The organism is Halomicronema hongdechloris C2206 (genome assembly GCF_002075285.3).
GTDB classification, from domain to species: Bacteria; Cyanobacteriota; Cyanobacteriia; order Phormidesmidales; family Phormidesmidaceae; genus Halomicronema_B; species Halomicronema_B hongdechloris.
In genome coordinates, this window is record NZ_CP021983.2 from 4,270,127 (window position 1) to 4,286,218 (window position 16,092).

A 16,092-nucleotide genomic window follows, 5' to 3' on the forward strand; every position below is an offset into this window, starting at 1 on the left:
TCATCTACTCAATGCCCACCTTTGCGAAAGATTGGTGGGCAAGCCAAGAGCCTTGACCATGCAAAGCGTTCTGAATCTAGCCAAGCTTGACGCTCTGGATTCCCGCCGCCGCGGGAATCGCCCATGGCACTGACGCGCCACACCAAACGATGAAAATCGTGTCTATTTTCAGAGCAATGACGGATAAGCAATGTGTCTTAAGTAGATGCCTCGGATCTCAGGTGTTGATCAGAAGTTCGCGGACAAACTGGACGAAGGATTCAACCTGGATGATTATACCCGTGATCTCTTCACGTGGTGGCTCGCCAATAGGGCCTGGATATCGAAACATCGTGGCATAGGGCGTCAGGGTTTCTGCCAATTGCTGCCACTGCCTGAAACGTGCCTCTGTTTCCATGGCTAGTCCCAGCAAAAACACCAGATCATGGGACTTGGGAAAGTTGATATCTTGCGCGGTCAAATACCCCTTCAAAGCCTTTTCAGCCGCTTGCTGACAATGATAGGCTGCTACATCCAAATAAGGTGGCTTGCTCTTGGATAGTAGATCCGCAACGTCTAAGTCACGCTGCCCTTTCAGCAGCCACTGAGAAACTTCACGTCTGGTCTCGTTGTCCATACAAGACTGAGCCATGGTGGAGAGCCTGATGAACGAGAGAGCTTTTGACCTGAGCAGAGGCCTCCACTTCGTCACGCGTTAACACCAGCAACTCTGTGGGCAATTTGACCCCCCACATCGCCCCATAGGCTTTTTGAGCGCGGCGATACTGAGGTTCATCAGACTCAGACACTACGATCAATAAGTCTAAATCACTATCGTCTGTGGGGCTGCCATAGGCATAGGAGCCAAACAGAATAATTTTCTCAGGCTGGCAGCGTTTGACTAACCGCACCACAATGTCGTCGAGGATATCTTGACTGATGCTTGTCATGCTGATGCCTCAAGCCGTTATTGATAGTCTATCTGCTGGTTGACCCGACCGACGCAGAGCGTTTAGTCAAGTTTGCCAATGCCTGAGCCACTTGCGAAACGCGGAAATAGTGAGGAGTGCGGAGGTGGGGAGAGGGGGAAGAGTGAAGAGTGAAGAGTGTGTAGGGCTATGCCCGTGCGAAGAAGAGTGAAGAGCTTGCCCTGAGCGCAGTCGAAGGGTGAAGAGTGAAGAGGGGATAGGGAATAAGGGGGAAAGATCCCTCGCGTTTCTACCGATGCGACGCGATCTTGAACGGCAGATCGGTCATCCCTGCCGCGGGGTCCAGGGCGGTGGTTCGACTCCGCTCACCACAAGCTGCCCTGGTCGTCGGAGTCGAGAAAAGGCAGAAATCAGAAGGATGAAGCGATTATCTTAAATGTCAACCCCTGCCTTGCCTTGCCTTCAAGCTACACTGACCGTTGAGCCCAGGACAACCGCTTCGGCTCAACGACACTATCATCTGTGGCGGCGATCTACTGTGACAACAGGGACCTCAGGTAGAGGACCATTGCCATCAGACAGGGCGTTATGTCCTGGCCCTCTGCGGCAGTGCCAGCCTCTGCCCGTCAACGCCCCGGACCGGTCAGGGAGTCTGAGACAGAGCACTGACCTTGTCAGCATCCCAAGGCGTGTTGTCGCGAACCATGGCATTGAGACAGGTGAGTAACTTTCTCATGCAAGCCACAATGGCCACCTTGGTCCGCTTGCCGCGGGCCAGCAGCTGCTGATAGTAGGCGCGTAGGGGCGGGTTATATCGAATCGCCGTGAGCGTGGCCAGATACAGCAAGCTGCGCACCGTGGCCCGCCCGCCCCAGATGTGCCGTTGTCCTCGGTAGCCACCACTATCGCGATTGAACGGCGCCACTCCCACCAGGGCCGCGATTTGCTTGCGGTTCAGGTGGCCCAACTCGGGCAGATACAGCAGCAGGCCAATGGAGACGGTGGGGCCAATGCCTTGAGGCGATTGCAGCAGAGCTTGCCGCTCGGCCCACTCCTGGTGATGGGTGGCCAGCGATTGAATCTCGGCGTCCAACTGCCGAATCCGCTCCTGGAGCCACTCAATGTGGGCCTCGACATCCTCCCGCAGCGGCCCTTGCAGTTGACGGCGCCGATTTTTCTCAGCACTGAGCATCTCCACCAGCTGCTGGCGGCGGGTGACTAGGGCTTTGATGCGCTGCTCAACGTCAGAGGCTAACACCACTGCCTCCGGGACCATAACCTGACCAAAGTAAGCGATGCAGGCAGCATCGAGGGGATCGGTTTTGGCCCGGCGCCCCATGGCGCGAGCAAAGTCTCGCACCCGCAGTGGATTGACGACACTGACGCGCACCCCAGCAGTCGCCAGCGTCACCACCAGAGTTTGCTCATAACCGCCACTGGCTTCACAGACCACGGCGGGGTGTGGCAGGGTGCTGAGGTGGGCCTGCAACAACTGCAGGCCAGTGGCGGTGTTCGGGCAGCGCCAGGTTCGTTGCGTGGCCAGGCAGTAACTGTCTAGGGACGCCTTGCTGACATCTACGCCAACCCAGCTATAGTCAACGGAGGCAGTGGATTGCACCATAGGACTCTTAACCGACAGGACAACGAAGGGGACATCCTCTCCGCTCCCCCTTGCCGATGCGGTCTCTCGATGAGGAACCTGGCGATTGTTCGAGCTCTCAAGAGGATGACTAAGAGCGTAGTGTGGGCATTGCCTTTTCTAAGGCCTCATGATACTCGTCATTCATCTACTCAATGCCCACCTTTGCGAAAGATTGGTGGGCCAGCCAAGAGCCTTGACCATTGCTGAGAGCAGCGGCAATGAACTTGCCCACCCTACCCATTGCTCGCTTTGCCATTGGTCGATGGTCCGCACCTAACTACAGGGCAAAGCGCTCTGAATCGAGCCAAGCTTGACGCTCTGGATTCCCGCCGCCGCGGGAATGACGGGAGTAGGTTCTTGTTGGTAGCAAACTCATTGCGGAGAGGAGTCTCGCGTCATTCCGGGCAAGCGCAGCGCCACCCTAGGGTTGTTTCATGTTAGGGAGAGAAAAATGAGGCGGTCTAAGTTACAGGAATCCATCCTATCGATGGTTGAGATGAAGCGAATTGAGGCTCTGGGTCGCCAGATCGCTGATCGGTTTCGGCCAGAGCGAATTATTTTGTTCGGGTCTTATGCAAACGGGCAGCCAACGGAAGACTCAGATGTAGACTTATTGGTAATTTTACCTTTTGAGGGATATCCCTTTCGCGTCGCATCTGCAATTCTCAGCGCCACAAATCCTGATTTTGCTGTCGATGTGCTGGCAAGAACGCCAGAGCAAATTGAGCAGCGTTTAGCCCTCGGCAATGACTTTATTCAGGAAATATTGGAGCAGGGCAAGGTTTTACATGAAGCCACTAACGCAGGAATGGGTAAATAAAGCGAAGGGAGATTTTGTCTCAGCAGGCGGCGAGAGGTTGCTTAAAGAGCCCAGCAGCGTTGTGAATACTGCCGCTGCCCAGAAACCTTCTCGCCCGATAGTTTCACCATCGATCACATCCAGCCCCGTCAGCTTGGCGGCGCAACCACCCTGGAAAACTTGGCTTGGGCTTGTTTTGGCTGTAACGGTCACCAATTCACCCGGACTGCCTACTCTGATCCGCTCACCGGCGAAACTGTGCCTCTCTTCAATCCCTGAGAGCAAATCTGGGATGAGCACTTTACCTGGAGCGAAGCGGCAACTCAGCTGATCGGCCAAACTCCCTGTGGTTGCGCCACGGTGGACGCACTGGCGCTGAATCGTCCTGGCGTCATCAACCTGCGGCATCTGCTGGCATCAGCCGGGTTGCATCCTCCCAAGTAGACGCTGATCCTCAACCGCTCAACATTTGCCTCGATTTTCCAAAAACCTGCCATGGCCACCTCCTAACCTTTGGCTTGCAGCATGCTGGAGCAAGGGAGATTTCCCAGGCGACAAAATTGCTCATTACATAGCTGGGATGCCCCCGTGAAGGGTAGCGGGTAGTAAATGTTGGGGGATGAATCGTGGGATAGAGGGAAGTGGGATGGTAGGGAGGTATGAGTTGCTTGTGAGCTATCTTTATCACGATCGCTGCGAGCATCTATTGTATGACCATCGAAGTCACCTTAAAACTCCCCAATGGTCTGGTCGAAGAAGCTCAACGTTTGGGTCATGCCACAAGTAAAGACGCCGCGACCGTGCTGACAGAAGCCCTCGAACAGCTCTGGCCCACGTTAGAAAACTTTTCGGAAGAGGCGTTTTTCCCCACCATATCTGGGCTTGCAGATGATCAGGTATTGCAACTTGCTACCGGGAAAATGCAGGAGGCTCAAAATGCCCGCTTGGGCGAGCTGCAAGCAACCGGCAAAGTAGACGGGTTAAGCGAGCCTGAAAGATACGAACTGTTGGCCTTGCTGCAGATTTATCAGCTGGGGCAATTGCGAAAATCCGAAGCTCTGGCAGAGGCGGTGAAGCGAGGATTGCTTGAACCTGTCGCTCAATGAGTACACTCTCTGAAGCCATCCGAGAGCAGGTTCGGCAGGGGGCAGGCGATCGCTGCGAATACTGCCTGAGTCCCCAAGCATTGGTAAATTGAAGTAGATGCCATCGGCCCAGATGTAGACATAGCGGCGATGTCGCAACGACCGTTTCTGCCAGTCCTGGTGTTCTTCAATCCATTTGGCTTTCAAGCGGCTGATGGTGGCGGGCGATAACCCTCTCGCCTCAGGACCGGGCAGGGCGGAGAGGGCTTCGCTAAAGTCTCCGGTCGAGACCCCCTTGAGATACAGCCAGGGCAACACTTCCTCCACGCTACTGGTCCGTTTCAAATAGGGCGGCAACAACCGAGAATTGAACTTAACGCCACTGCCGTTGCGGTCTCGCACTTTCGGCACGGTCACCGCCACGTCTCCAACACCGGTCTGGATCGTGCGCTCCGGTAAGTAGCCATTGCGCACGACTGCCTGACGACCCTGCTCATCCCGACGGTCGGCATACTGGCTAAGAACTCCTGCGACTCCGCTTCTACCGCTTGAGCAATGAGCTGACGAGCGCCGTTGCCGATCAAGTCGCTCAACGCGTCATGAAAGGTCTCTGTTGTCTCAGGCGATTGAAAGGCAATAAGATTGTCGCTACTCATGGTGTATCCTCGTCTGGTTTTGCTTAATTCAGCAGGATACGCCCTTTCCTAATTTCTCTCCATACACCAGAAATGAGCATAGGCTGAAGCTCTATTCCCAGCAGGGGGTGCAGGAATATGGGATTGTGAATAAAGATCTGCCTCAGGTGCAGATCTACCGACGGGATAATGCCCCACTGACCCTGGCATTGACGCTGCAAGCCAATGACACACTGACGTCACCATTGTTGCCGGGTTTCTCCTGGGCTCTATCCCGCATCTTTGGGCGCCGTTGATACCCGAAAAAGCTCCTGGGAACCTCACGGTGACTGCCCCATGATTTACCGAGCAAAGCGATACACTACAGTCAGCGGTAGGCAGTGCCTGGGGGAGTATTGAGTGGTGCAAACACCCAAAACCCAAATCACCCTGGAAGCGTTTCTGGCGTCACCGGCCAGCGGTACTCGCTGCGAACTCATCGATGGAGAAATAGTCCCTAAAGTGGCTCCCAAACGGTTTCACTCCAAAACCCAGCGGGCCCTGCTGCGAATTCTAGAAGCCTGGGGTGAAGAGAAGGGTGAAATTGGCGTCGAGTGGGCGGTTCAGCTCAAGCGCAATGGCCGGGATTGGGTACCCGTGCCTGATGTTTCATTTGTCTACGCCGAGCGATTACCTGATGATTTGGGCGATCAGGCCTGCCCAGTCCCGGTTGACTTGGCAGTTGAGATTATTTCTGCCAACCAAACCTTTGGCATCATGGCTGAAAAAGCTGTCGACTACATCATGGCTGGAGTGGCAAGGGTTTGGATTGTGGACCCTACGGCAAAAACGATTACTGTATTCAAGCCTAATGCTCTGCCAGTGACATATCGTGGCAGTCGCCATCTGACAGATGAGCATCTGACTCACTTAACCCTGACAGTACGGCAATTGTTTGCACAAGCCGGATTGCTAGGCGAGTAGTTTCATTGAGGGGATGGCCTCCGGATGGGCTCCCTGAGGGGGAAGAAATCACCATCACTCCGCCTCTGCCGCTGGGGGGGTGGTCGTATCGTCTAGATACCCTTGGGCCACGCTCCAATCGTTCAGGGCAGGATCTAACCAGAGCCAATTAGTTTGCTGCAGAGTTTGAGTTTCAAAGGCGTCTGGGGCCTCAGCCTGGACCAGGCGGTAGTGTTTAGTCGCCTGACTCTGGAACCAAGCGCGCTCGGTGGGAGAGAGGGCCTCACCATCTAACTTCTTGACATAGGCCATGGCCAGGCCGGCATGGGCATTGAGGGTGATGGGCCGGGCCACGGTTTGATCAGCCGTTGCCGTGGGCTGTTGCTGGTCTAGTTCTGTGGCCCGCTGCCAGGCGGTGATGGCAGCGTCAATATTTCCCTGTTCATACTGGGCAAAGCCGAGGCCTACATAGGCCTCCAGGAAGTCATCTTGAGTTTCTGTGGCCTGCTGCCAAGCCGTTTGGGCGCGCTCCAGGTCTGCTGCTGAATAGGCCTGGGCTAGTTGTTGCCAATGCAGACGGCCGCGGAGATACATGATCTCGGGCGCTTGGTTCTGCTCGGCCGAAGCCCGATTCAGCACCAGTTCGGCACTGTCGACATCGAAGCCATCTAGCATGGTGGTAATCAAGGCGGTGGCTGCAGACAGGTCGCCACGGCCCAGGGCGGCTGAGGCCTCGGGAATTAGAGCCGCAGTATCTTGGCTTACCGGCGGCGACGAGGCTGGAGCGGGCAGTTGCGGAGCATCCGAGAGTCTAGAGAAGAGCCCGGCCTGGGAGGCAATGCCGATGCCGACGGCAGCCATTGCGGCTAGACTCAGCCCGGCCATGGCCAACCAGCGTCGAGAGCCTGGCTGGGGCGAGGCGGTGGTGGCGGTGCCAGGCTCGGCTTTGGCCGTGGACGCCCCCGGATCACTCAACGCCGGGTTTTCGGGTAAATCTCGATAGGGATCGGGGACGTCAGTGCTTGGCTGTAGGTCTTCATCGCGGGCCAACAGGGGAGGCTCATCCTTGGTCCCAGGACGGGACAGTTGCTGCAAAATATCGGCGACCGCGGCCGAGTCATCGTCGTAGTCAGTGGCTCCATCTTCCGGAGGGAGATCATCCAACCAGTCAGTGTCCGTGAGGGCAGTGGCGCTTTCATCGGGGGTGAGGTCTGGATCTAACTCGCGGCTGAGTTCATCCCATACCGGTGGCAAGGACCAGGGATCTAAGGGAGCCGCCTGGCTGCGATCGCATCGGGTCAGATAGCCATTAAACTCAGGATGCATGTAGAGAATCGGCAAGGCCCAGTAAAACTGATCCGACCCATGGGCCGACGCCAGGGCCTGGCGGGTGCGGCTGAGGCAGAGATCGATGGGATAGTGACGGCGCAGATTGCGATAGAGCAAGCGGGTGAAGGTAATGGCCACATCATCGGGAATGCGCTCCGCCATGGCCACCACACTGGGGACCCCCCGATTATTCAGTGCCTGCACCAAATTTTGTTCGCACCAGCCCGCCGTCGCATCATCCGTTGCCGTATAGGCTCCCCGGCAGGAATTAAACACCGCCAGGTAAATGCCATTGTTGACTAAGAGACCGGCCAAATCCTCACCACTGAGCCGCTCTGTCAGGCCGGTTTGATGGTTGACCAGATAGAGATCGCCGCCCGTTTCCCCCAGATCACTGTGGCCGGCATAGTGCAGGACCTGAAACTGTCCTTGCTCCAAAGCCTGGGCCAGTTCCCGCCGGCCCGGTTGCTCCAAAATCGTCAGCTGAATATCCAGCAGCTGGGAAGCGGCAGCTGTCCCCTGCAACTCCTCCTGCAATTGCTCGACTTCCTGGCGTAGGGCCAAGCGCTCTTGATCATCGGGGGCAGAGACCACCATCAAGACCCGCAAGGGCTGATCAAGCTGGGGTAACGGGGGCAGTGCCGTGAGACTGGTGGTCCCAGACACAGCCAGATAGCGGCTGAAGGTCAACTCAGTGCCGGTAGTGAGGGGGCGAGCATCGTTGTACAGCACCTCCCACGGCAGTCGCTGCAGCTGACTATCCTTCAAGCCCAACCGCAATCGCAAAAATTCCCGGCGGTTCTGAGCGACTCCCTGGGCCGCCAACCAACTATCCCGCAGACGGCCATGGAACACCGCCTGATAGAGCCCACGACCCAGGGTTGTCAGGGTCAGCTCCTCCGTCGGCAATGCTGTACCAGTTTCCTCCAACCCCGTCAGAGTACCCCCCTGCCATAGGGTCAGTAAGGGATCGTGCATGAGCTGCTGGGCCTGATGCAGCCAATCGTCGACGGGCCAGACGACTTGCTCCTCCGCCAGAGGAACCCCGACCGCCACATCCTCTGTGCGCACCAGATAGCGATGATCACCAACCGCCGTGATCGATAGTTGAAATTCCTGAGTCACCAGTGCGTCGGCTCCTTGGGCAAGGGTTAGGGATACCAAGTCCAGCTCGAGACAGCGAGGAGTCTCCTGACCCCATGGCTGAGCCTGAACTCGGCTCAGCCTGAACAGCAAGCCCCAGGCAGTCAGGGCCATCCTGGTGGGAGACCCCGCTAGGGAAACTCACACTTCTATCAGAGTAGATCACCTTCTCCTCAATTCAGCTGGAGAGATGACCAATAACGACTCAGCCAGTACAGTGGATGAGAGATTGCCCCGATCGGGGACTCCTCCCGGTCCAGACCGGGCCACTCTCTCAATAACGGCCGCCCCCAGCTAGAGGGCAGGTGTGGGCCAGCTGGGGCTCATTCACCCAGCTATCTTTTCACTCACCATGGACACGATGGCATGCTAATTGGTTTTCTCAGGGGCGGCCTAGGTTTAGCCTCAACCCTGCTGACCCTAGTCGGCACAGCTGGTGTGATCAGCTGTCCGGTCGCCGCCGAGATCATCACCATTGGCAACCAGAACCACCTGCCCCAGTTGTCTGAGGCAGAGCAGGCTAAACTCGATACCCTGCTGAGCACTCGCCTGCCGATGATTCTCAGCACCATCAGCCCAGATGGGTCTACCCTGGTGCTGGCCACTGTTAATCGGGTCAGCCAAGAGGACTGGCAGGTCTGGTTTTTAGATGTGGCCAGCGGCGAACTGCAACAATCCCTGGCCTTGGATAACGAGGTATTTAGCCCGGTCTTGCCCATACAATGGCTCGACAACACCGTGCTGCGCTTCGTGCAGGAAAGCTTATTTGGGCCTTGGGATATCGTCACCCTGAATCGCCAGACAGAAATTGTCTCCCACACCGCCATTTATCCCAGCTTGCCAGAGGAGGGCGAGGTGCTGGGGGTGTCTCCAGATTTTTCTAAGTTTGTGATTCGGGTGTTTGAGGGCGATGAAGACGTCGTGTACCTGGTATTTCTGCCCTCCCTCGACCGCTTAGAAGTGGCTCGCTTCCCAGACGGGATGGAGATCGAACCGCCGGCTTGGTCAGAGACTGGCGATCGAGTCGCCCTGGTGATGTCCTCCGTAGAAGAGCGCCGCCTCTACGACCGCACTCCAGTCAGCCCGAATCTGGCGAATCCCGTGATTCAAGATGCCCTGGGCCGGACGCCTCCGGAGGACAATGTGTTCCTGCAGCGCAGCACCCTCAAGGTCTATGACTTTACCCAGGCAGAGCCACTGCAGTTTGAAGGACACGCTGAGGATAGCGGCGATTTGTTTGGTCAAACCGCCATCAGCCCTGACGGCCAGAGGCTCTTGGTCAAGCGGTATAAACCAGCCCGGGTGAGCGGGCGGCAGCATCCTTCCTATCTCTTTCCCCAGCAGTCTTACTATCAGGTGTACACCTTACAGGGAGATCTCTTGCAAACCTTAGATAGCCCCATATTGCAGGGTCCCCTTGAGAATGGGGGTGACTTTGTCGATGCAGACACGGCCATTTTCTTTGCCACGGTAGGGACCAATCGCCATCTCTATGTCTATGACTTGGCCACTCAGCAGATGCGATCGCTGCCATTGCCTGCCGGTGTCGTCGACTACGATGCCTGGGAAGTCACCCCCGATGGCGAGACCGTGATCTATGCCTTCTCATCGGTGAATCAACCGCCAGAGGTCTTCAAAATCGCCCTGGATGGCCAATCGCCGCCTCAGCAACTGACTGACCTCAACGCCGAGATTGCCAAGATCAACCAGGTGCAGGTGAATCCGGTCCAGTTTGACACCCGCAATGGGCCGCGAGAGGGGATCTTAGTGCAACCCCAGGGCGCTGCCTTTCCGCCCCAGGCCGCCCCCCTAGTGTTTTGGCAGCAGGGCGGACCAGGCATCAGCATGGTGAATGAGTTTGCCGTCGAGGTGGAAATGCCCCTGAACCTGCTGCCCAATTTCGGCTTGTCGGTGCTGTTAACCCCGCTAGCCGGGCGAGAGGGACTGGGCCCTGAGGCCTACCGACTACACGCCGATGGCAGTAACTTTGGGCAAGTCGATATTCTAGAGGGTGTCGACATTCTCAATCAGGTGGTGCGTCGAGGCTGGTCTAGCTTCAGCCAATTAGGCCTGACCGGCTGTTCCTACGGGGGCTACTACACCAGTCAAATGATTGCCCGCTTCCCGCGATTAGTGGCGGCGGCCAATCCCCAATGTTCTCTCTTGGATGCCTTCACGGAGTGGCAACTGGGCTACTCATCGCTGTTGTCTTATCTGGTGGGCCAAACGCCCATGGAAGATCCCCAGCGCTATGCGTATCTCTCGCCCCTGTACAACGCTGCTGCCATTCGGACTCCAACCCTGGTTTTCCACGGCTCTGAGGATTTTCTCCAGGTGGATATGGCCCGCAACTTCCACGACATTATCGCCGATAATGAGGTGCCAGTGATGATGTATGAGTTTCAAGGGGTCGGCCACAGTTTATTGTCCGTAGACAATCAGCACCTGGCGGCCCAGTTGCAGATCGACTTTTTCCGGCGGTATCTGCGGCAGCAGCCATCGGCTCACCGCCAGGCTGACTGACACCGGGCTAGGAGTGAGCCCTGATACTCCTTGATGCCGCTTGCTTAATGCCGCTCTTGCCAGCCCCATTATCAGCACCTACCGTTGCCATGGATGTTTGTCCCCTGCGCCTTGACATTGTTAGCCTGTTCCCCGACTTCTTCACCAGTCCCCTGCAGTCGGGGCTGATGGGCAAGGCACTGGCTCGGCAGGTTGCCGAGATGCATTTCACCAATCCTCGGGACTTCGCCACCGATAAGCATCACAAGGTAGACGATGAGCCCTATGGCGGCGGCGTGGGCATGGTGATGAAACCGGACCCCATCTTTGCGGCGGTGGAGTCGTTGCCCTGCTATGGGCCGCGGGAAATCCTGTTGATGACGCCCCAGGGACAGCCCATGACCCAGGCGTTATTTTGGCAGCTGGCTCAGTGTCGGCAACTGGTGGTGATCTGTGGCCACTATGAAGGGGTGGATGAGCGGGTGCGCTATCTGGTCACCCGGGAGGTGTCCCTGGGAGATTTTGTCTTGACAGGGGGTGAGATTCCGGCTTTGGCCTTACTCAATGGTGTATTGCGCCTGCGGCCGGGGACGGTAGCTAAGCCGGACTCCCTCAAGTACGAGAGCTTTGAAGCCGGACTCTTGGACTATCCCCAGTACACCCGGCCACCGGTGTTTCGAGACTGGGCTGTGCCGGAGGTGCTGTTGTCTGGCGACCACGGGGCCATTCAGCAGTGGCGCTGGCAGCAGCAACAGCAGCGCACGCGAGAGCGGCGGCCCGATCTATACCGACGCTGGTTGGCGACGCCGGCAGATGATCCTGAGCAACCTGCCATTGACCCAGTTCCTCCTAGCCAGGGAGGATCATCCCAGACTCTATGACGGACATTGGGGACATGACCATTCGCATTGGTAACGGCTATGACATCCATCAACTGGTGCCGCAGCGGCCGTTGATCTTAGGGGGAGTCACCATTCCCCATGACCGGGGCCTGTTGGGTCATAGCGATGCCGATGTGCTCACCCATGCCATCATGGACGCCATGCTAGGGGCCCTCAGCCTGGGGGATATTGGCCGCTATTTTCCCCCCAGTGAGCCGCAGTGGGCTGGCGCCAATAGCCTGGACCTGTTGGCTCAGGTGGGGCAGTTGATTCAGCAGCAGGGATGGCGGGTGGGCAACCTGGATACGGTGATCGTGGCCGAGCGACCGAAGCTGAAACCCCATATCGAAACGATGCGATCGCACCTAGCCACCGTCTTGCATCTACAGGTAAACCAAGTGGGGATTAAAGCCACCACCAACGAGGGGTTGGGGCCAGTGGGCCGCCAAGAGGGCATCGCTGCCTATGCCGTGGCCTTACTCTGGGCAATTCCCCGATGACCGCCGACCAGCTTGACGGCCCCATTGTCTTGAGCCTGGGCCAACTTCTAGGAGGGCAGCCATCGGACCAGCCTCTGACTCCAGTTCTAGAGGTGCTGGCTATAAAAATTACATCAAGACGCTTAATAAAGATAGTGTGAAGATTTTGGGCCGAGCCCAATCGCCATGGCAGGAACTTTTACAAAGACGGGGGCTTCTAAGTAATTAAGCGCCGACGGCGTTGCTCTGGCGAGCTTCAGCCACAAGCTCAACTCCAATCCAGTAGAGGCATTAGCCCGTCTCACCCCAGATCACCTGTCCAGGCAGGGGCCCATTTTTCAGCGATAGACGTCCCCATCAACCGATTGATAGGGAGAATTGCCGGCTACTTGAGGCTGCAAATAGCCTCAGATTTGTAAACTTACGTAAAAAATGCAGCTGGGATTATTCTTAATACGTCGTGGAGAACACCTATGCATCCGGACAATTTTTCATAGAATTATGATCGACCCTTCATAAAGCTAGTGTAAATACGGAGACAGTGTGTACACTGTAACCAATTTCGACACGCTTTCCCTGTTAGCGTAGCGTCACGCAGTGTGTAGTCTTCCCTGGGCTCTCGTCCCCGTGATTCGGCTTAGATCGTTGATGTCAGCTGTCTATATTCCTTGAGGTCGTTGCCTATGGGTGCGCTCATGAAGTCCTTAATCACAACTGGCCAAACGGTGAGTGGGGTTTGCTATGGCTATGGAGCGCTTGCGGTCGCCCCGACCCATGCGGATGCCTGGTTTCAGGCGATTCCACCGGAGCGGGTTGGCCTAGGCGGTGAATACGACCACCATGGCCTAGTTAAGCGAGTCCATTTGGCCTTTCAACATGCTGTTGGTAACGACGCCATTGCCCACCTATCCATTCGGCAACGGGGATCTGTCTTGATCTTGCATGGCCGTGTAGCGAGTCAGGCTTTGCTAGACCAATTGATCCATATCGCTATGCAGGTTGAGGGGATGACAAATCTGGAAATCCGCGATGTTGTCATCAGGCCAGCAGCCAGTTGACTGACTCACGGCTAGCCCCCGAGAGGGGAACGACGATCTGCTACCGCCAGCCGCACCATGGATAATGCCAAGATGACGAGAAATAGGACCAAGCCAATGGCGCAGGCGTAGTTCATGTCAAGATCTTGAAATGCCTGCTCATACACATAGTAGACAATCGTCTTAGAGCTATTGCGGGGACCGCCTTGGGTCATAATGAACACTTCTTCGAAGACTTTAGTGGCGGCGATGGCAGAAATCACCGTCACTAGCACGATGTAGGGCCACATCAGGGGCAAAGTAATGTCCCAATGGCGTCTGCAGCCATCGGAGCCGTCCATGGCTGCTGCTTCGTAGAGCTCTAGGGGGATGGTCTGTAACCCGGCCAAGTAGATCACCATGTAATAGCCCAGACCTTTCCAGACGGTCACAGCCATGACGCTCAGTAAGGCGAGGGATGGACTGGTCAGCCAGGGAATCCCCGTCTCTCGCAGCCCCGTGCCCATCAAGAGTTGATTCAGTAGCCCATTTTCGGCATAGAGCCAACGCCAGGCAATGCCTGCCACCACCATCGAGATCACCACCGGCAGGTAATAGGCAACCCGAAACCAGCGCATGCCGCGCAGGGAGCGGTTGACCAGAATCGCCAATACTAAGGGCAAGATTGCCAGAATGGGCACCACTCCAACCAGATACAACAGGGTATTGCGAACGGTTTGCCAGAACACAGGATCCTGGAGTAATCGCTGGAAGTTGTCCCAGCCGATCCACACTGGTGGTTGGCTGAGGTCATAGCCATAGCTGGTAAAGCTGAGGTAGAAGGCTTGCAGGGCCGGCCAGAAGACGGTTAGCCCTAGAATCGCCAAGGCTGGCAGCAAAAACAGATAGGGGACAGTGCCAGCAAGCCAGCGCCGAGAAGACCGTTGTCGAGACGGCGGCGACACCACAGTCGATTTCATCGTGCCTCCCCTAAAACCGCTCAACCTGAGGAAAGTGCGCCTGGGCCTGGGCTCGCGCCGCCTCGCCGCAGGTGGCCGGCGTCGGGAAAATCTTAGTAGGGTTGGCCAGGCGCTTGGGATCGATGGCCTGGCGCACCCACTGCATGGTCTCTAGGTCGGCAGCAGAGAACATGGCCGGCATGTAGCAACGCTTGTCGGCCCCAATGCCATGTTCTCCAGAAATACTGCCGCCGACACCGACGCAGAGCTTTAAAATATCGCCCCCCAGGTCCTCGACCGCTTCCAGTTGCCCAGGCACAGAGTTGTCGTACAGGATAAGGGGATGCAGGTTGCCGTCACCGGCATGAAAGACATTGGCCACCCGATAGCCATGGCGCTGACTCAGGGCTTCAATGTCTCGCAGCACTTGAGGCAGTTGGGTGCGGGGAATGACGCCGTCCTGGACGTAGTAGTCAGGGCTGAGTTTGCCCATGGCGGCAAAGGCCGCTTTACGCCCTTTCCAGAGGCGCAGTCGCTCTTCGGCATCGACGGCGACAGTCACCTGGCGGGCACCGTTGCGATCGCAAATGGCCCGAATCCGCTCACTGTTATCGGCCACCTCGGCCGCCAAGCCATCGATTTCGATTAACAAAATAGCGGCGGCATCCCTGGGGTAGCAGGCCGTGGCCACCACATCCTCGACCGCATTGATGCTGAAATTATCCATCATCTCCATTCCCGCCGGGACGATGCCGGCGCCAATGATGTCTGATACGGTGGCCCCAGCCGCTTCCACACTGGTAAAGTCGGCCAGCAGCACTTGCACTGCCTCCGGAGCCTTGAGAATACGCAAGGTAATTTCTGTGGCAATGCCCAGGGTCCCCTCCGAGCCGACCACCAGCCCGGCCAGATCATAGCCTGGGGTCTCGGCTACCTTGCCGCCGACCTCGACCACCTCGCCCGGGGGCAGTACCAGAGTCAGCCCCAGGACATGATTCGTCGTCACCCCATACTTGAGGCAATGGACGCCTCCGGAATTTTCAGCCACGTTTCCCCCCACCGAACACACGCTCTGGCTAGAGGGATCCGGAGCGTAGTAAAATCCAGCCCCACTCACCGCCTGGGTCACCCAGTGATTGATCACCCCGGGTTGTACCCGGACCCGTTGATTCTCGATATCCACCTCGATCTGGCGCATCATGGCCGTCACAATCAGCACCGAATCCGCCAAGGGCAAGGCCCCCCCAGATAGCCCCGTCCCTGCCCCTCGGGCTACAAAGGGGACGTCGAAGCGATGACAAACGGCTACGGCTGCCGCCACTTGCTCGGTGGTTCGCGGCAACACCACTACCGCTGGACGCTGGCGATAGCTGGTCAGGCCATCGCACTCATACACCAGCAATTCTTCTCGACGCCGCACCACCTGGTCGCGACCCACTGCCGCCTCTAAAGCCTGAATCACCGGCGGCCAATTACGACTCTGTGCCTGAGTTACCATTGCCTGCTGCCATCAACCTATGGCTCCAGCATAGCGAGAATCCCGATCCCGAAGCAGGGGGGAGGACATCACACCAGCCCCTAAAGCCTATTTGACCATAACCCTGCCGGGATCGCTTCGCGAGCGGGAGCCACTGACGTCCTTGGCGAAGCCGTTCGGCTGAGCTCAGGCCGAGGCCTGGCTGCAAGCCATACACGGCAAGCCCATCCACCCATTCACTCTGGCCAAACGGTAGTAAACCTACGCCCCTTTGTGCTAGGTGCTGATGTACTAG

The 16,092-nt window shown here is 57.1% G+C and carries 15 protein-coding genes and 1 pseudogene; 8 read left to right on the forward strand and 8 right to left on the reverse strand.

Annotated elements, in window-relative coordinates; translation table 11 throughout:
• Positions 1-217: 217 nt before the first annotated feature.
• From XM38_RS19385 to XM38_RS19395, 3 genes are all read right to left on the reverse strand, one after another.
• Entirely contained in the window at positions 218-631 is a 414-nt protein-coding gene (locus tag XM38_RS19385; protein ID WP_080809976.1) for a HEPN domain-containing protein, read from the reverse strand.
• A complete protein-coding gene (locus XM38_RS19390; RefSeq protein ID WP_088430770.1) occupies positions 594-929 on the reverse strand; it encodes a nucleotidyltransferase domain-containing protein in 336 nt (111 codons plus the stop codon). The genes XM38_RS19385 and XM38_RS19390 overlap by 38 nt, the downstream gene beginning before the upstream one ends.
• Positions 930-1,551: 622 nt before the next feature.
• Positions 1,552-2,529 (reverse strand): IS110 family RNA-guided transposase, encoded by a 978-nt coding sequence (locus XM38_RS19395; RefSeq protein ID WP_080809980.1) that lies wholly within the window; start codon positions 2,527-2,529, stop codon positions 1,552-1,554.
• Between the two features lie 508 nt (positions 2,530-3,037).
• Between XM38_RS19395 and XM38_RS19400 the strand changes: the two genes are divergently transcribed.
• Positions 3,038-3,370 carry a nucleotidyltransferase domain-containing protein gene (locus XM38_RS19400; RefSeq protein ID WP_187329476.1) on the forward strand — a complete coding sequence of 111 codons (333 nt, stop codon included), beginning with the start codon at positions 3,038-3,040 and terminating at the stop codon, positions 3,368-3,370.
• Here the strand turns inward: XM38_RS19400 and XM38_RS29365 are convergent.
• Complete coding sequence (locus XM38_RS29365) at positions 3,335-3,688, reverse strand: hypothetical protein (RefSeq protein WP_315862235.1); 354 nt, start codon at positions 3,686-3,688, stop codon at positions 3,335-3,337. The two genes, XM38_RS19400 and XM38_RS29365, sit on opposite strands and share 36 nt — an antisense overlap.
• Positions 3,689-4,059: 371 nt before the next feature.
• Between XM38_RS29365 and XM38_RS19410 the strand changes: the two genes are divergently transcribed.
• Positions 4,060-4,455 (forward strand): hypothetical protein, encoded by a 396-nt coding sequence (locus XM38_RS19410; RefSeq protein ID WP_080809983.1) that lies wholly within the window; start codon positions 4,060-4,062, stop codon positions 4,453-4,455.
• Between the two features lie 84 nt (positions 4,456-4,539).
• On the opposite strand, the pseudogene XM38_RS19415 reads toward XM38_RS19410, so the two are convergent.
• Positions 4,540-5,090 (reverse strand): annotated as a pseudogene (locus XM38_RS19415) (transposase); the annotation flags it as partial.
• A 26-nt stretch (positions 5,091-5,116) separates the two neighbouring features.
• Here XM38_RS19415 and XM38_RS19420 point away from each other — a divergent pair.
• Both XM38_RS19420 and XM38_RS19425 read left to right on the forward strand, forming a co-directional pair.
• Positions 5,117-5,365 (forward strand): Uma2 family endonuclease, encoded by a 249-nt coding sequence (locus XM38_RS19420; protein WP_391540818.1) that lies wholly within the window; start codon positions 5,117-5,119, stop codon positions 5,363-5,365.
• A gap of 106 nt (positions 5,366-5,471) precedes the next feature.
• Complete coding sequence (locus XM38_RS19425) at positions 5,472-6,032, forward strand: Uma2 family endonuclease (RefSeq protein ID WP_088431785.1); 561 nt, start codon at positions 5,472-5,474, stop codon at positions 6,030-6,032.
• A gap of 54 nt (positions 6,033-6,086) precedes the next feature.
• On the opposite strand, the gene XM38_RS19430 is transcribed toward XM38_RS19425, so the two are convergent.
• On the reverse strand, positions 6,087-8,597 hold the full coding sequence (locus XM38_RS19430) for a CHAT domain-containing protein (RefSeq protein WP_080809994.1): 2,511 nt from the start codon (positions 8,595-8,597) through the stop codon (positions 6,087-6,089).
• 252 nt (positions 8,598-8,849) lie between these two features.
• On the opposite strand from XM38_RS19430, the gene XM38_RS19435 reads away from it, so the two are divergent.
• From XM38_RS19435 to XM38_RS19450, 4 genes are all read left to right on the forward strand, one after another.
• Positions 8,850-11,006, forward strand: coding sequence for a S9 family peptidase (locus tag XM38_RS19435; protein WP_088430772.1), 2,157 nt, complete (start codon positions 8,850-8,852; stop codon positions 11,004-11,006).
• An 89-nt stretch (positions 11,007-11,095) separates the two neighbouring features.
• Complete coding sequence (gene trmD / locus XM38_RS19440; RefSeq protein ID WP_225889362.1) at positions 11,096-11,866, forward strand: tRNA (guanosine(37)-N1)-methyltransferase TrmD; 771 nt, start codon at positions 11,096-11,098, stop codon at positions 11,864-11,866.
• Between the two features lie 14 nt (positions 11,867-11,880).
• Positions 11,881-12,366 (forward strand): 2-C-methyl-D-erythritol 2,4-cyclodiphosphate synthase, encoded by a 486-nt coding sequence (gene ispF, locus XM38_RS19445; protein ID WP_080810178.1) that lies wholly within the window; start codon positions 11,881-11,883, stop codon positions 12,364-12,366.
• Between the two features lie 674 nt (positions 12,367-13,040).
• Positions 13,041-13,403: a phospholipid-binding protein gene (locus XM38_RS19450; RefSeq protein ID WP_088430774.1), complete on the forward strand. Its 363-nt coding sequence runs from the start codon at positions 13,041-13,043 to the stop codon at positions 13,401-13,403.
• A gap of 11 nt (positions 13,404-13,414) precedes the next feature.
• Here XM38_RS19450 and XM38_RS19455 read toward each other — a convergent pair whose 3' ends face one another.
• On the reverse strand, positions 13,415-14,341 hold the full coding sequence (locus XM38_RS19455) for a carbohydrate ABC transporter permease (RefSeq protein WP_088430776.1): 927 nt from the start codon (positions 14,339-14,341) through the stop codon (positions 13,415-13,417).
• Positions 14,342-14,351: 10 nt separating this feature from the next.
• On the reverse strand, positions 14,352-15,818 hold the full coding sequence (locus tag XM38_RS19460; protein WP_088430778.1) for an FAD-linked oxidase C-terminal domain-containing protein: 1,467 nt from the start codon (positions 15,816-15,818) through the stop codon (positions 14,352-14,354).
• Positions 15,819-16,092: the final 274 nt, after the last annotated feature.

Coding starts and splice junctions, on each gene's coding strand:
- XM38_RS19400 (WP_187329476.1), top strand. CDS start 3,038: ATGGTTGAGATGAAGCGAATTGAGGCTCTGGGTCGCCAGATCGCTGAT.
- XM38_RS19435 (WP_088430772.1), top strand. CDS start 8,850: ATGCTAATTGGTTTTCTCAGGGGCGGCCTAGGTTTAGCCTCAACCCTG.
- XM38_RS19390 (WP_088430770.1), bottom strand. CDS start 929: ATGACAAGCATCAGTCAAGATATCCTCGACGACATTGTGGTGCGGTTA.
- XM38_RS19410 (WP_080809983.1), top strand. CDS start 4,060: ATGACCATCGAAGTCACCTTAAAACTCCCCAATGGTCTGGTCGAAGAA.
- XM38_RS19450 (WP_088430774.1), top strand. CDS start 13,041: ATGAAGTCCTTAATCACAACTGGCCAAACGGTGAGTGGGGTTTGCTAT.
- XM38_RS19395 (WP_080809980.1), bottom strand. CDS start 2,529: ATGGTGCAATCCACTGCCTCCGTTGACTATAGCTGGGTTGGCGTAGAT.
- XM38_RS19430 (WP_080809994.1), bottom strand. CDS start 8,597: ATGGCCCTGACTGCCTGGGGCTTGCTGTTCAGGCTGAGCCGAGTTCAG.
- XM38_RS19455 (WP_088430776.1), bottom strand. CDS start 14,341: ATGAAATCGACTGTGGTGTCGCCGCCGTCTCGACAACGGTCTTCTCGG.
- XM38_RS19385 (WP_080809976.1), bottom strand. CDS start 631: ATGGCTCAGTCTTGTATGGACAACGAGACCAGACGTGAAGTTTCTCAG.
- XM38_RS19460 (WP_088430778.1), bottom strand. CDS start 15,818: ATGGTAACTCAGGCACAGAGTCGTAATTGGCCGCCGGTGATTCAGGCT.
- ispF (WP_080810178.1), top strand. CDS start 11,881: ATGACCATTCGCATTGGTAACGGCTATGACATCCATCAACTGGTGCCG.
- trmD (WP_225889362.1), top strand. CDS start 11,096: ATGGATGTTTGTCCCCTGCGCCTTGACATTGTTAGCCTGTTCCCCGAC.